This is a genomic window from Mesocryomonas fontinalis, from assembly GCF_055730125.2.
In genome coordinates, this window is the sequence record NZ_JBUZWG020000003.1 from 536,203 (window position 1) to 550,370 (window position 14,168).

A 14,168-nucleotide genomic window follows, 5' to 3' on the forward strand; every position below is an offset into this window, starting at 1 on the left:
CTTAGGCTCCAGACTGGGGAAGGTCGGCAAGCGACGGGAGGTCGATGAAGGCGGTGGCGTCGGCGCCGGTCCGCGGCGGAGCATCGGTGCGAACGCCGGAGCGCAGCTTGGCGGAGCGGGCGCGCGGGTTCTCGGCAAGTTCGGCGTCGCTGCCGGCGACGGGCTTGTTGCGGGCCTCGAAGGTCAGCGGCTTCGGCGCCATGTCGGGCAGATGACGAGAACCCGTATCCTGCTCGGCGCGGTCGCGCAGGAAGCGCTTGACGATGCGGTCCTCGAGCGAATGGAAGGTCACCACCACCAGCCGCCCACCGGGCTTCAGCACCCGTTCGGCCGCGACCAGCGCGCGCGTCAGCTCGCCGAGCTCGTCGTTGACGTAGATGCGCAGCGCCTGGAAGGTGCGGGTGGCGGGGTCGATGCGGTCCTTCGGCGCGCGGCCGATCGTCTTCAGGATCAGCTGCGCCAGCTCGAGGGTGCGCTCGAACGGCTTCTCCGCGCGGCGCGCCTCGATGGCGCGGGCGATGCGGCCGGCCTGGCGCTCCTCGCCGAGGAAGTTGAAGATGCGCGCGAGGTCGCCCGCCTTCAGCGTGTTGACGACGTCGGCGGCGGACGGGCCGGAACGGCTCATGCGCATGTCGAGCGGGCCGTCCTTCTGGAACGAGAAGCCGCGTTCGGCCTCGTCGATCTGCATCGAGGAGACGCCGATGTCGAGGACGATGCCGTCGACGAGGCCGCCCGCCGCCGCGTGCGAAATCGCCTCGAGGTCGCCGAAGCGCCCCTCTGCCGGCACCAGCTTCGGCCCGATCAGCGCGGCCATGGCGTGTGCCTTGGCGATGGCGGTCGGATCGCGGTCGATCGCCACCACCGAAGCGCCCTCCCCGAGGATCGCCGCGGTATAGCCGCCGGCGCCGAACGTGCCGTCGACGATCCAGTCGCCCGGTGCGGGCGCCAGCGCGGTCAGCACCTCGCGCAACAGCACAGGAATGTGTCGCGCCGGTGTGCCGGCCGGAACGGCGCCTTCGGCCGTGAGATCGGAGGTCACGACGGTGCGCTCCCGGAGCCGGCCGCGCGCATTGCCAGGAGCCGTGCACGGGCCTCGGCGCGGTGCGCCTCGAAGCGCTGCGGCTCCCACAGCTGGAAAAACGTGTTGCGGCCGACGAAGGTTACCTTGTCGGTGATGCCGGTGTGCGAGCGGATGAAGTCGTTCACGGTGATCCGCCCCTCCTGGTCGAATTTCAGGAAGGCGCCATCCCCGTAGGTGAAGAGCGACATGTCCGCATAGGCTTCCGAGAACGGGTCCTCGACCGCCATCCGGTCCTCGTAGCGCTGCAGGAGATCCATGCCGCCGACGTCGATTGCCGGCGTGCCCAGCGACTGCATGCCGTAGAGCTCCTGGAAGCCGCGTTGCGCGAGCACCTGACGGAAGGCTGCAGGAACCGACACGCGCCCCTTGGCGTCGATGTTGTTCACCGCATTGGAGAGGAACCGGTCCATCAAGCGGCAAGCCCGTCGCAGCGACCGATGTCCATGTCATGCCGGCCCCCGCCAAGCCGGCATGACACCGGCAATGAAGTCGCGCGACGCGTCCCGGTTTGAAGCGGAATGCGCCTGCTCCGATCCCCTCGGAGTTGCGTGAATCTGTCTGGATTTCCTGCCGAAACAGGCCTTGTTTTGATGGGTCGAGGGATAACATGGGGCCTATTGGGCGTCAATGGGATCAGCCCACACCAAGGGGGTCTCTACGGTCCCTTTGGTGATACTCCGTTAGTGTTAACACCCTCCTAATGCAGGACTTTTGGCCGGACTCCGAAGCCTCGGTGCGGTGCAGTATAAAATCATAAGCCCGACGTAATACGATGCCGGCAAAGCAACCGTCCGCAGCGGAGAATAACCAGTCTTCCGAAAGAGTTGGGAACACGGAGCCGCCTTAATTAGACGCCGTCAAATTCCCGCAATAGTTGCAATCCGGAAAATTTTGATGCTCTCCCATGGCGCCGTGGAGGGCGGCACGGACGGCGTGTCCCAGGGGCACGCGGGCGGGAGGTTGAAGATGCCAGTCGGCCTGTAAGCCGGGTTCTGTCGGCAGCGAACTGCCGGGCGACCATTCCTCTGGGACGGCGCTTGCGCGCCGCCTCGAGCAACCCACCCGGACGACCGGCCCGGAGAAAGGCTGGCGGTTTCCCGCCACGTCGTCCCTATTCGGTCTTGCTCCCGGTGGGGTTTGCCCTGCCGCCGCTGTTGCCAGAAGCGCGGTGGGCTCTTACCCCACCGTTTCACCCTTACCCCGCCAGCGCTTCGGCCCGCCGCCCATGTCCGCCCATGCGGTCATCGACGGGCTCTGGGCCGAACCGCAGGCGGGGCGGTTTATTTTCTGTGGCACTTTCCCTGGGGTCGCCCCCGCCGGACGTTATCCGGCACCGTTTCTCCGTGGAGCCCGGACTTTCCTCCCCCGTCGTCTTTCGACATGTGACGGCAGCGGTCGCCCAGCCGACTGGCGCGCGATACCTGTGCGCCGGGGGCCGGCATGTCAAGCAGGGATCGGGACGGCCCACAGCCCAGGGCCAGCCCCCTGCCCGCGCGCGAAAGCGACCCCACCGTGCCGGATAGGGCCTCGGCCGAGGGTCAGTCCGCCGCGAGGAGCTCCGCGGTCGGCCAGCCGTCGGCCGGCATGGCGAGCCGGATCTGCTCGCGCCGCACCGCATCGCGCGTGTTCCCGCCGAGGATGCCGTCGATCTTGCCGACGTCGTAGCCGCGACCGGCGAGCTTGGTTTGCAGCGCCTTCATGTCCTCGACCGAGAGACCCGGCTGCGGCGTGCCCATGTCGATCGGCGGCGCCCCGGCGAGGCGGGTCGAGAAGTAGCCGGCGGTCAGCGAGTAGACCAGCGAGTTGTTCCAGGCGAGGTAGACGTCGAAGTTCGGGAAGGCGAGGAAGGCCGGCCCGCCGCGGCCCATCGGCAGCACCAGCGAGGCCGGCAGCGCGTCGGACTCCAGCGCCCCGCCATCCGCCTTGGTGACGCCGAGCGTGGCGAACTCGCTGCGCGGCTCCTTGTTCACCAGCGCCGCCCGCTCCCAAGGGAAGTTCTCCGGCACCTTCACCGCCTCGAGCCAGGGCTCGCCGGCCCGCCAGCCGAGCGACTGCATGAACTTCGCCGTCGTCGCCAGCACGTCCGGCGCGTCGGTCAAAAGGTTGATGCTGCCATTGCCGTCGGCGTCGGTGCCGAACTTCAGATACTCCTCCGGCAGGATCTGGGTCTGGCCGAGTTCGCCGGCCCAGGCGCCCTTCATCTCCTCCGGCGTCAGGTAGCCGGCGTCCACCACCTTCATTGCCGCCAGCAAATGCGGGCGGAAGAGCTGCGGCCGGCGGCAGTCGTGCGCCAGCGTCGCGAGCGCCGAAAGCGTGTTGAAGTCACCGAGGACGGCGCCGTAGTCGGTCTCGAGCCCCCAGAAGGCTGCGATCGCCGGGCCGGGCACCCCGGTCTCCTGCTCGATGTCGGCGAAGGTCGAGGCGTATTTCTCGAGGTTCGCCTTGCCGAGCTTCAGCCGCGAGCCGTTGACCATGCGCGTCGCGAACTGCTGCCAGGTCTGGCTGAACACCCCTTGCGCGCCGTCGCGCGCCAGCACCTTCGGGTCGGGGCTGGTGCCGATGCGGGCCATCGACCGGTCGATCGCGCCGGCCGAGATGCCCGCCGCCGACGCTTCCGCGCGGACGCCGGCGAGAAAGCTTTCAAAGCTGCCGCCACACTGCGCGTCGGCCTGGCCGGCGGCCGTCGGCGACGGCGCAGCCTGGGCAGCGGCAAGCGAGGAACTCGCCAAAAGGGCGGCAAGGGCGAAAGCAAGGCGGCGAGGCATCGGTCAGCAGTCCTTCGGGGATCGGTTGGTTGATCGACCCTATCTGCCACATCATGGCGGATTGAAGAAATGCGCCCCGAAAGAGCCCGTCGCTCTACCCGGAGCGGCTATCCTTCTACCCGGCCCGGTGCCGCTTCAGCCAGAGCGCCCAGTCGGCGCGGGTGCCCGAGAAGGCATTGCGGTCGACCTCGCCGGTGACCCCCGGGACCGTGCCGGTGGCGGTATACTGCCAGAACCGGAAGGCGCGGTTGGTGTAGACGTTGTCCGGATGATCCTTCACCGCCCGGAGCCAGAAGTCATAGCGCGGGAAGGCGCCGACCAGCCGATCGCGGTGCACGTCGATCGGAGCGTAGATCACCGGCCGCACGCCGTAGTGCTTCTCGACGGTGTCGAGGAAGTCCTGCATCTCCTTCATCAGGTCCTCGCGCGGCGGGCGCTTGGTGCAGGTCGGCGAGTCCGGCGTCCATTCGACGTCGAGCACCGGCGGCAGCGCTTCCGGGTCGCGCGGCACATTGGCGATGAACCAGCGCGCCTGCTCGGCGCCGCTGCGGCAATGGTAGAAGAAGTGGTAGGCGCCGCGCGGCATGCCGGCGGCCTTGGCGGCGCGCCAGTTCTCGGCGAAGCGCTGGTCGACGCGGTCGCCGCCCTCCGTCGCCTTCAGCCAGGCGAAGGACACGCCGCCCTTGCGGGCCGTATCCCAATCGATATCGCCTTGGTACTTGGAGACGTCGATGCCGTGGATCGGATACTGATGGGCCTTCTCGACGGCCATTCCGCTGAGCCCGAGTTCACGCGTATCCAGCGTTGCAGACGTGCATCCGGCGGCGAGCGCCGCCGCCATCGCGAGCGGAATCGCTGGCCGGCCGAGGTGGCGAACGGATCGAAGCAAGGCCTGCGCTGCGTTGGAAGCACGCTGCTGCATTTTTTTCATCCGGATAGGCCCGCCTTATCGACTTGATTAACAATGGTTCGTTCTACGCTGGAAGCCCGTATCCCCGGCCTGCAAGGCCTTCTCGGGTCCGGACGCCCTCGTATTCTCGAGAGAACGCTCTATTTTGTGGCAGACGTTGCCTAACCGGCATGCGCCTTCGGCCTGGTGTGACACCGCGACATGCGGCGTGATCACACGGGATTGAACGGAAGCGGACCTACCGCATTGATGGTCCGTGTAACTCGAACAGATGGATGTTTGTCATGAAGAAGATTTCCCTCGCACTTTGCGCCGCCGCTCTTTTCACCCTGACCGCCTGCTCGGGTTCGGACGACAAGACCACCACCACGACCACCACGACGCCGGCCCCGGCCACCACCGATACCATGGCGCCTTCGACCACCACCACCACGCCGCCCGCGAGCTCGACCACCACGACCGCTCCGGCGAACTAATACTGCCAAGCTGGTCCGAACCTCGGGCCACTGGCATGCGGCGGCCGAGAGGCCTCGCTGAAGACGGCCCTGCCCCATGGCAGGGTCGTTTTCGTTTGCGGGCAGGAGGTTTGCGGGCCGGCGACTGGCCTTTTCCGCCTTCTGCCCCTTTAACCGCCGAGGCGGCCACCTTCGGGCCGCGACCGCAAAGGATGTGCCGTGGACTACGTAAAGCTTGGAAACACCGGCGTCGACGTCTCCCGCCTCTGTCTTGGCTGCATGAGCTTTGGCGACCCAGCCTGGACCGTGCATCCCTGGGTGCTCGACCGCGCTGCCTCCCTGCCGTTCTTCGAGCGGGCGGTGGAAGCCGGGATCAACTTCTTCGACACCGCCGACATGTATTCCAATGGTGTCAGCGAGCAGATCACCGGCGAGGCCGTGGCCCGGCTAATGCCGCGGCGCGAGGCAGTCATTGCGACCAAGCTCGGCCTGCCGATGGGCAAGGGGCCGAATTCGCGCGGCCTGTCGCGCAAGCGTATCGTCGACTGCGTCGAAGACTCGCTGGAGCGGCTCGGCACCGATTACATCGACATCCTCTATATCCACCGCCTCGACCACGAGACGCCGATGGAGGAGATCGCCGAGGGTCTCGCCCACGTCGTCGGGCAGGGCCTGGTGCGTTATCTCGGGGCTTCCTCGATGTATGCCTGGCAGTTCGCCAAGCTGCGGGAAATGCAGCGCGCCATCGGCTGCCCGCCCTTTTCGGTGATGCAGAACTTCTACAACCTCCTCTACCGCGAGGAAGAGCGGGAGATGATCCCCTACTGCAAGAGCGAGGGCGTCGCTGTCGTGCCGTGGTCGCCGCTCGCCCGGGGCTTTCTCGCCGGCAACACGCCGAAAGAGGGCGACGCGACACGCCGCGGCGGCAGCGATCCCCGCTCGCAGGAATATTTCGGCAGCGAGGCGGACTATGCCATCACCGCGCTCGTCGCCGAGGTCGCCGGCGAGCGCCGCGTCAAGCCGGCGCAGATCGCCCTCGCCTGGGTGCTCGCGCAATCCGCCGTCACCGCGCCCATCATCGGCGCGACCAAGATGCAGCACCTCGACGACGCCATCGCCGCGACCGACATCACTCTCTCGCCGGCCGAAATCGAACGCCTCGAGGCACCCTACCTCCCGCGGTCGGTGATGGGACACAGCTAGGTTTCCGGGCAAGCGGCCGTCGGCGGGAGACAAAAACTTAGCCGGAGGCTCGCCTCCGGCTAAGACCATGAGAGGGCCTGGGGCTTTTTGTCCAAGCGGCAGCCGAAGCGGTTGCGCTATCTTGGAGGTTGATCGCGGAAAACGTTGACGTCGCCGACCGGAGAGGATGCCTGTTTTGCGAACCGCGACCGGATACGGCATCTTTGGCATTGCAAAAATTGCGGTCTGGGGCCATTCGGGTTCGGCGAAAGGCGCATCCATGACGATCGGTGCCACACCACAGCGGCGGGAGGGATCGTCCCGCGAAAGCGGAGCCATGCAGATTCTGTCGAGCCTTGGCGTGCTGCTGCGGGCCCTCCCCGCCCAGGGCATGCAGACGCTGGAAGCGCTGTTCGAGACCATCCGCTCGCTGTTCGGCGCCGACCGGCAGATGCGGCGCGAGGTGGCGTTCTCGGTGGCGATGATCGCGCTGTCGGCGAAGATGGCGAAAGCCGACGGTGTCGTCAGCCAAGCCGAGATCGCCGCCTTCCAGCAGATTTTCTCGATCCCGCCGGAAGAGATGCGCAATGTTTTCCGCCTCTACGATCTCGCCAAGCAGGATACCGCAGGCTTCGAAGCCTACGCGACGCGAATGACCGTACTCTGCGGCGATGGCGGGCAATGCGAGGTGCTGTCCGACATTCTCGATGGCCTGTTCCATATCGCCAAGGCGGACGGCGTCATCCATGGCCGCGAGCTGGATTTCCTGGCGCGGATCGCCGAGATCTTCGGCCTGACGGAAGACGAGTTCGCGGTGATCCGCTACCGCCATGTCGCCACCGGCGACGACGGTCCCTATGCCGTTCTCGGGATTTCGCCGAACGAGTCCCCCAGCGCTATCCGCAGCCGCTATCTCGATCTCGTCAAGGAAAACCACCCCGACCGCCTTGCTGCCCGCGGCGTGCCGGACGAGTTCATGGCCATCGGGCTCGAGCGCATGAAGGCGATCAACGCCGCCTATGCCAGCGTCTCGCGGCTGCGCACCGCGTGATGGATCTCGACCTTTGATAGCCGCCGACAGCCCGCTGGTCGGCGAGGTCCTGCCCTCGCCCAACATCAATGCCCGCCGCGACGTCGCCGGCCCCGACATCCTGCTGCTGCACTATACCGGCATGGCCGACGGCGAGGCCGCCGCCCGCTGGCTCTGCATGGAGAGGAGCCAGGTTTCCTGCCACTATCTCGTGCACGAAGACGGGCGGATCGTGCAGATGGTGCGCGAGGTCGACCGCGCCTGGCACGCCGGAGCCGGCGCCTGGAAGGGCAAGGAGGACATCAACTCCCGCTCGATCGGCATCGAGATCGTCAATCCCGGCCATGAGCATGGCTACCGCGCTTTCCCCGACGTCCAGATCGACGCCGTCATCGCGCTGTCGAGGGAGATCGTCGATCGCTGGTCGATCCCGCCGGAACGCGTGCTGGGCCATGCGGACGTCGCACCCGCCCGCAAGCAGGATCCGGGCGAGCTGTTTCCCTGGGCCCGGCTCGCGGCAGAGGGCGTCGGCCATTACGTCGCCCCCGCCCCGATCACCGGCGGTCGCTATTTCGGGCTCGGCGACACGGGCGAGCCGGTCACGGCCTACCAGTCGCTGCTCGCCGCCTACGGCTATCCGGTGGAAGCCACCGGCGCCTTCGACCTCGCAACTCAGCTTGCCACCGTCGCCTTCCAGCGCCACTTCCGTCCCGCCAAGGTCGATGGCGTGGCCGACATGTCGACGATATCGACCTTGCACCGCCTGTTGACGACCCTCAGCGCCTCGCCCTTCGCGGCTTGAACCGAGACCCCGGGCGACGCAAGCGTGAGGCGCCGGGGATTGAATGCCAACCGGCCACCGCCTATCCCGGCCTACCCCGCCCCCTCTAGCCTCAGGAGACCTGACGATGCGCATGACCCACCTTGCGGCGCTCTGCCTTGCCGCCTCGGTTACCACGGCGACAGCCGCCGACCTGACGCTCACGATCGACGGCGCCCGCAGCAGCAAGGGCGTTGTTGCCATCTGCCTGTGGTCAGACGGCCAGCACTTTCCCGACTGCGGCAAGTCGCGCACCGCCGAGCGCCGCACGGTGGCTGCCGCAGCGCTCGGCAAGCCGATCGTGTTCAAGGGCCTCAAATCCGGCACCTTCGCCATTTCGGCGCTGCACGATGAGAACGACAACGGCAAGCTCGACACCAACCTGATCGGCATCCCCAAGGAAGGCATCGCCGTCTCCAATGATGCCATGCCGAAGTTCACGGCACCGCGCTTTGCCGATACGTCCTTCGACCTCCGCGCCAATGATAGCCGCCGGATCAAGATGGTCTACCGCTGAAGCGGCGGCAATCGCTCAAGACCAGTGGAAGCCGAGCGGCGCCTCCTTGAAGGCGAAGCGATCGAGATGCTCGGCGACAACGCCTTTCATCCGCTCCAGAACAGCGGGGTCCTCTGCAGAGACAGAGACGGTGAGCGTCTCCGTCTCTGCCCGCATCACTGCCACCGCCTCGGGAAAGCGCACGGTTCCCTCCTCCGGCGTGAAGGTCACGTCGAGCTTGTGCGCCCAGTGCTTGCAGAGCTGCTGAAGGTAGCGGCTGGCATTCGGGGTGGCGACACGGGCGATGGTCTCGGCCATGGTCAAAGCCGCTCGATCTTGCGGGCGACCTCGTCGATCATCTCGGCGATGTCGAAAGCGGTCTCCTTATCCGCTCCCGTGGCGCCGAGGCGCTGCTGCAGCGCCATCTTCAGGTTCTGCATCGCTCGTCGGACCGGGGCCGCGTCGGTCTTCTCGGTGAAGGCCGCGAGCGCCGCCAGCCGGGCCATCGCCGCCGCCACCTCGTCGTGCCGCTCGGCAAGATGCTGCCGGCCCTCCTCGGTGATCGCCAGTTGCTTGCGCGCCCCCTCCGACTTCACCTCCTCGACGAGCCCCATGTCGCCGAGCAGCGTCAAGGTCGGGTAGACCACGCCCGGGCTCGGCGCATAAGCATTGCCGCTACGGGCCTCGATCTCGCGGATCAGGTCGTAGCCGTGCCGCGGCTGCTCCTCGATGAGTTTCAGCAGCACCAGCCGCAACTCCCCGCCGTCGAATATCCGCCGGCGCCGCCCGTCGCGTCCCGGGCCAAAACCGCCCTCCTCGCCATCCCGGCCGCGAGGGCCCGCATGGTGCAGAGCGCCAGAACCGCGATGGCCGTTCCCACCAGCTCCGCCATGCCCGCCTCCACCGTGCCGGTTCGCGCTGTGCCCGCGAGAGCCGTGGTGGCCGTGGCGGCCGCCGCGATCGTCATTGCAGTCGTGATCATGTCCGAACATCTTCATCTCCATATACATCTACATCTTGTAGCATAAAGATATATCTTAGACCGATCATGTCAAGAACCCTTTAGCGCGGCATGCGGTGCTCTGCGAAGGTGGCGTCCGTTCAGGAAACCAGATCCGGCGCATGTGCGGGCGGTGGCGAGGCCGGCGGGTAAGCGGCGTCCCGGGCACTGCTGACATCGCGAAGGTCTTCGCCCGATCCGCTTGGTGTCTCGCTTTGTCCGCTCGCCATCAGCGCTTGCCCGGCCCGACGCCGGCGGCGGACCGCGCGCCGCATGGCCCGGGCGCTGAGCCGCAGCCGGAACCAGACATCCTCTGCCGCGTGGTAGCCACGGCCGACATTGTCGCGCTGGTCGGCATAGATCTCGGCGAGCGCTGCGCGGAACTCGGCGATGCCGAAGCGCGCCTCGCCCTCGATCCGCCGCATGACGATCATCCAGGCCGGAGACACCAGCAGCGTCACCGCCGTGACGGCGATGGCGAGGCGGTAAACGTCCGAACCGATCGCCCCGGAGGCGAAGGCGGCGGCGGCGATGATGAAGGAGAACTCGCCGATCTGCGCCATCGACAACCCGGCCTCGACGGACACCCGGTGCGACAGGCCGGCAAAGCGCATCAGGACGACGTTCAGAAGCGTCTTGGCGACGATCACGAACAGCGAGGCGATGAGCACGAGGCCCCAGTTCTCGGTGATGAAGGTGAGATCGATCAGGAGGCCGATCGACAGGAAGAACACCACCAGCAGCACGCTCTGGATCGGCTGGATCACCGGGATCACGCGGCTGCGCAGCGTCGAGGCGCCAACGATCAGCCCGGCGATGAAGGCGCCATAGGCCGGCGACAGCCCGGCAATGCCGGAGAGCGAAGCGGCGCCGAAGCAGAAGGCGATCGAGCCGAGCGCCAGGATTTCGACATTGTTCTCGACCGCCGGCGCGAACGTCCACCGCAGTTTCGGCCTCCGCCCGAGATACCAGAGGAGGCCCGCGAGCACCGCGACGGCGAGCGCAATCTTCACGAGGATGCCGAACCAGGCGATCTCGCCCTCGCCGCCGAGCGCGGTGGCGAGGATCAGCATCGGCACCACGGCGATGTCCTGGGCGATCAGCACGCCGACGGTGATCCGCCCGACATCGGTTCGCAGCTCGCCGATGTCCTCCAGCATCTTCATCGCCACCACCGTCGAGGAGACCGCGATGATGAAGCCGAGGATGATCGCCTCCGACACGGTCGCCGACGACACCGCCTTCAGCCCGAAGGAGATCGCCATCGCCGCCATCAGCTGCCCGAGCGCGATCTTCAGCGCCGGTTTCAGCGTCTGCACGAAGGCCTTGAGCGACAGCTCCATGCCGATGAAGAACAGCAGCATCAGGACGCCCATCTCGGCGAGCGCCGAGACGTTGGCCGTATCGCCGATGACGCCGAGCCCTGTCGGTCCGAGCACGACGCCGGCGAGGATGAAGCCGACCATGGGCGGCTGCCGCAGGCGCATCATCAGGAGGCCCGAGGTCATCGCCATGACGATGACGAAGGCGATCTCGACCAGCCCCGTCGCGTGTCCACCCGCTTCCGGCAAATCATCATCCTCCGTCGGGCATGGCTGCTCCGGCCCTTTGGACGGATGTTTGCGGCCGCTTCATGGTGCGCTGCGCAAAAACCGCCGCGCGGCGATAAACCGGACGCCGCGCTCGCCCCGGCTTATGCCGCCCTTTGCACACCGAGGAACGGATCCCCATCTTGCAGCCTGTCGGGAACGGAACAGGCTCCCGTTGCCGCCGTTGCCTCTCCCCGCGCCGGCTGCCCACGCTGATTGGAAAGACCAGATATGTCCGATGCCACCTACGACCGTCCCGGTGACTTCGCTTACGCCGAGCGCCTGCGCCGCCTCAAGCGGATCAGCCGGCTGGCCCGCCTGATGGACACCGCGATCGCCATTCCCGGCACGGGCATCCGGTTCGGCGCCGACAGCGTCATCGGCATCGTCCCCGGCATCGGCGACGCCGCTGGTGGCCTGATCGGCCTCTACATGGTCAACGAGGCCCGCAAGCTCGGCTTGCCCAAGCATAAGCTGGCGAAGATGCTCGGCAACATCGGCGTCGACTCGCTGGTGGGTGCAGTGCCGCTTTTCGGCGACATCTTCGACGTCTACTTCAAGTCCCACCGCCGCAATGCCAAGATGATCCTCGACCACTTCGAAGCCTATCCGGTCGACCTCGACACCGCCGGCATGAAGGACATCACGCCGAAACGGTGAGGCGAGAGCGATCAGTCCGGCCACCGGAGAAAGCGTTACAGATCGAAAGCGCTAGCGCGAAGATGATTGAAGTTGCGGACGCTGCTGCCCGCCCGCGCAAGGACATCGTAGAGGCCAAAGTCCGCCGTCAGCACGTCGCATCCTCGCCGTCCGATCTCGGCGACTCCGGCATCGGCGAGGCCGAGACGGCGGTAAGTGTTATGGCGGCATACGGAACGGCTCTCGACGAAGATTTCGTCGGTCCCCTCGATGAGCATGGCGAGGGAATTGGCGAACTGTCCCCGCTGAGGCTCTGGGCTCTGCCGAAGGAGGTTGGATGCTTCCGTCAAAAGATTCGGTGTGGTGGCTATGCCCCCGTAACCGGCGAGAGCTTCAAGCAAGAGAAGGTAGTCGCGGACCTCGTAGGCGCGCAGCCGTTTGTGACCAGCGATCAGCCGCCGATCAACACTGCCGACCACCAAAAGGACAAGGAGGTTCGCGTCGAGAAGGATGGCGCGTGGCACCTCACGCAGCCAGTTCGCGTATTTTGATTGACGCCATCGACCCGTCGGCATCGCGGACCTTGACCACACGGTAAATTCGCGGCGCGGCTGCAGCGTGAACCGATAGAGAGCGCAAGAATGGCGGGACGTTGAGCCCCTGCTCGGCCTCGCGAAGGAAGCCTAGGGTGATGTTCCATGTACCCTCTTCGGGATCGAAGTCTATCTCTTCCAGGGCTAGCCGACTGATCCCCTCAGCCTCGAACGTCTCGACGAGATAGGCTTTGGCGATGGCCACGGCTTCAGCTGGCTTCATGACACGCTCCACGGCACCTGCAGCATCAAGGCACAAACCTAGACCAGTGCTCCTTCCGCCGAAACCCTCACTCCCCCATCGTCTCGAGGCTGGCAAAACTATCCGGCTTGGTCCCGGCGTCGAACGGCGTCGTCACCTCGACGAAGGTGTCGGGGTAGAAACCGTTGAAGCGGGTGCGCAGCGACAGCGAGTAGGCGCCGATGTGGCCGATCTCGATCCAGTCGCCGGTGTCCACCGTCTCCGGCAGCCAGAACGGCCGCGACAGGATGTCGACGCTGTCGCAGGTGGCGCCGCAGACGCGGAATGGCGCGATGGTCTTCGGATCGCCATTGCGCTGGGTGCGGGCGGGATCGGGGATGAAGCGTGCCGGCAAGGTGATCTTGCCGGTCCACGAGTCCGATAGAGACGCCCAGATGCCGTCGTTGATGTAGAGCCGTCGGCCCTTGCGCAGCAGCACGCGGACGATCAGCGAGAAGCACCGGGCCACCACGACGCGGCCGGGCTCGGCCACCATCGGGATGTCGCCGAAACCCCATTCGGTGATGTCTCCTCGCAGGCGCGACATGATCTGGCCCATGCCGGGCATGTCGGGCTTCTTCGACTTCGGGTCATGGCCGTATTCGGCGGGAAAGCCGCCGCCAACGTCGAGCCCGGCGATCGGAACGCCGGCGCGGCTGCGCACCCAGGCTGCCGAGCCGAGCGCCCGCTCGTAGGTCTCGGGGTCCTCGATCTGCGAGCCGACATGGAAACAGATGCCGACCTTGAAGCCGATGCGGTGGCAGCGCTGCAGCAGTTCCACCGCATGCGCCGGCGCCGCGCCGAACTTCTTGGACAGCTCGTAGGCGGCGCTGCCCTTGGTCTGGATGCGGACGAAGAGGGTGATCGTCGCAGGATCGAGGTCGAGCGCCCGCACGATCCGCAGGATCTTCGCCACCTCGTCCTCGTGGTCGAGCGACATGGTGCGGATGCCGTAGGTCTCAAGCGCCAGCCTGATGTCGGACTGCGCCTTCACCGGGTGCATGTAGAGCATCTCGGCCTTCTCCGAGACGGCTCGCACCGCGGCGAACTCGCCGGGCGAGGCGACGTCGAAGATCGTCACGCCGGCTTTCGCCAGCGTCTCCAGCACCATCGGCTCGCCATTGGTCTTCACGGCATAGGCGGTGTCGCCCGGAAAGGCGTCGATGAAGGCGCGCGCATCCTCGGCCAGCACGTCGGGACGGAAGCAGTAGACCGGGACGTCTGGCCGCATCGCCAAAGCGGCGTCCTTGGCGGTCTCGAATTTCTGCATCGCACATCTCCTGGGGCGGCAGGCAAGGCCTCGCACGATTCGGCGCGGCGCTCCTTCTCCGTTTCGGGAAACGGGTGGCACGCGGCGACCCGATCTG

The 14,168-nt window shown here is 66.6% G+C and carries 17 protein-coding genes and 1 other RNA gene; 6 read left to right on the forward strand and 12 right to left on the reverse strand.

Going from position 1 to position 14,168, the window contains the following annotated elements:
• Window position 1: 1 nt before the first annotated feature.
• From rsmH to ACZL02_RS10570, 5 genes are all read right to left on the reverse strand, one after another.
• A complete protein-coding gene (gene rsmH / locus ACZL02_RS10550; protein ID WP_472937079.1) occupies window positions 2–1,039 on the reverse strand; it encodes a 16S rRNA (cytosine(1402)-N(4))-methyltransferase RsmH in 1,038 nt (345 codons plus the stop codon).
• Complete coding sequence (mraZ, locus tag ACZL02_RS10555; RefSeq protein ID WP_472937078.1) at window positions 1,036–1,491, reverse strand: division/cell wall cluster transcriptional repressor MraZ; 456 nt, start codon at window positions 1,489–1,491, stop codon at window positions 1,036–1,038. Before mraZ ends, rsmH begins: the two co-directional genes overlap by 4 nt.
• Window positions 1,492–2,046: 555 nt before the next feature.
• An RNA gene (gene rnpB / locus ACZL02_RS10560) (RNase P RNA component class A) lies at window positions 2,047–2,492 on the reverse strand.
• 127 nt (window positions 2,493–2,619) lie between these two features.
• Entirely contained in the window at window positions 2,620–3,846 is a 1,227-nt protein-coding gene (locus tag ACZL02_RS10565) for a lytic murein transglycosylase (protein WP_472937077.1), read from the reverse strand.
• A 115-nt stretch (window positions 3,847–3,961) separates the two neighbouring features.
• The gene (locus ACZL02_RS10570; RefSeq protein WP_472938104.1) at window positions 3,962–4,687 is read right to left on the reverse strand and encodes a glycoside hydrolase family 25 protein; all 726 of its coding nucleotides are present in this window, start codon (window positions 4,685–4,687) and stop codon (window positions 3,962–3,964) included.
• A 353-nt stretch (window positions 4,688–5,040) separates the two neighbouring features.
• On the opposite strand from ACZL02_RS10570, the gene ACZL02_RS10575 reads away from it, so the two are divergent.
• From ACZL02_RS10575 to ACZL02_RS10595, 5 genes are all read left to right on the forward strand, one after another.
• Window positions 5,041–5,232 (forward strand): hypothetical protein, encoded by a 192-nt coding sequence (locus ACZL02_RS10575; RefSeq protein ID WP_472937076.1) that lies wholly within the window; start codon window positions 5,041–5,043, stop codon window positions 5,230–5,232.
• A 198-nt stretch (window positions 5,233–5,430) separates the two neighbouring features.
• Window positions 5,431–6,414: an aldo/keto reductase gene (locus ACZL02_RS10580; protein WP_472937075.1), complete on the forward strand. Its 984-nt coding sequence runs from the start codon at window positions 5,431–5,433 to the stop codon at window positions 6,412–6,414.
• Between the two features lie 316 nt (window positions 6,415–6,730).
• Window positions 6,731–7,444, forward strand: a complete 714-nt coding sequence (locus ACZL02_RS10585) for a TerB family tellurite resistance protein (protein ID WP_472937074.1) — start codon at window positions 6,731–6,733, stop codon at window positions 7,442–7,444.
• Window positions 7,445–7,457: 13 nt separating this feature from the next.
• Window positions 7,458–8,225, forward strand: coding sequence for an N-acetylmuramoyl-L-alanine amidase (locus ACZL02_RS10590; protein WP_472937073.1), 768 nt, complete (start codon window positions 7,458–7,460; stop codon window positions 8,223–8,225).
• A gap of 106 nt (window positions 8,226–8,331) precedes the next feature.
• On the forward strand, window positions 8,332–8,760 hold the full coding sequence (locus ACZL02_RS10595) for a DUF2141 domain-containing protein (protein ID WP_472937072.1): 429 nt from the start codon (window positions 8,332–8,334) through the stop codon (window positions 8,758–8,760).
• A gap of 15 nt (window positions 8,761–8,775) precedes the next feature.
• On the opposite strand, the gene ACZL02_RS10600 is transcribed toward ACZL02_RS10595, so the two are convergent.
• The 4 genes from ACZL02_RS10600 to ACZL02_RS10615 form a co-directional block, all read right to left on the reverse strand.
• Entirely contained in the window at window positions 8,776–9,057 is a 282-nt protein-coding gene (locus ACZL02_RS10600; protein ID WP_472937071.1) for a DUF2218 domain-containing protein, read from the reverse strand.
• Between the two features lie 2 nt (window positions 9,058–9,059).
• Window positions 9,060–9,485 carry a PadR family transcriptional regulator gene (locus ACZL02_RS10605; RefSeq protein ID WP_472937070.1) on the reverse strand — a complete coding sequence of 142 codons (426 nt, stop codon included), beginning with the start codon at window positions 9,483–9,485 and terminating at the stop codon, window positions 9,060–9,062.
• Entirely contained in the window at window positions 9,476–9,721 is a 246-nt protein-coding gene (locus ACZL02_RS10610) for a hypothetical protein (protein WP_472937069.1), read from the reverse strand. The genes ACZL02_RS10605 and ACZL02_RS10610 overlap by 10 nt, the downstream gene beginning before the upstream one ends.
• A 119-nt stretch (window positions 9,722–9,840) precedes the next feature.
• The gene (locus tag ACZL02_RS10615; RefSeq protein ID WP_472937068.1) at window positions 9,841–11,310 is read right to left on the reverse strand and encodes a cation:proton antiporter domain-containing protein; all 1,470 of its coding nucleotides are present in this window, start codon (window positions 11,308–11,310) and stop codon (window positions 9,841–9,843) included.
• A 249-nt stretch (window positions 11,311–11,559) separates the two neighbouring features.
• Between ACZL02_RS10615 and ACZL02_RS10620 the strand changes: the two genes are divergently transcribed.
• Window positions 11,560–11,988, forward strand: a complete 429-nt coding sequence (locus tag ACZL02_RS10620) for a DUF4112 domain-containing protein (RefSeq protein ID WP_472937067.1) — start codon at window positions 11,560–11,562, stop codon at window positions 11,986–11,988.
• A 35-nt stretch (window positions 11,989–12,023) separates the two neighbouring features.
• Here the strand turns inward: ACZL02_RS10620 and ACZL02_RS10625 are convergent, their stop codons facing one another.
• From ACZL02_RS10625 to ACZL02_RS10635, 3 genes are all read right to left on the reverse strand, one after another.
• Window positions 12,024–12,491 (reverse strand): PIN domain-containing protein, encoded by a 468-nt coding sequence (locus tag ACZL02_RS10625; RefSeq protein WP_472937066.1) that lies wholly within the window; start codon window positions 12,489–12,491, stop codon window positions 12,024–12,026.
• 1 nt (window position 12,492) lies between these two features.
• Complete coding sequence (locus tag ACZL02_RS10630; RefSeq protein ID WP_472937065.1) at window positions 12,493–12,783, reverse strand: hypothetical protein; 291 nt, start codon at window positions 12,781–12,783, stop codon at window positions 12,493–12,495.
• A gap of 67 nt (window positions 12,784–12,850) precedes the next feature.
• Window positions 12,851–14,071 (reverse strand): type III PLP-dependent enzyme domain-containing protein, encoded by a 1,221-nt coding sequence (locus tag ACZL02_RS10635; protein ID WP_472937064.1) that lies wholly within the window; start codon window positions 14,069–14,071, stop codon window positions 12,851–12,853.
• Window positions 14,072–14,168: the final 97 nt, after the last annotated feature.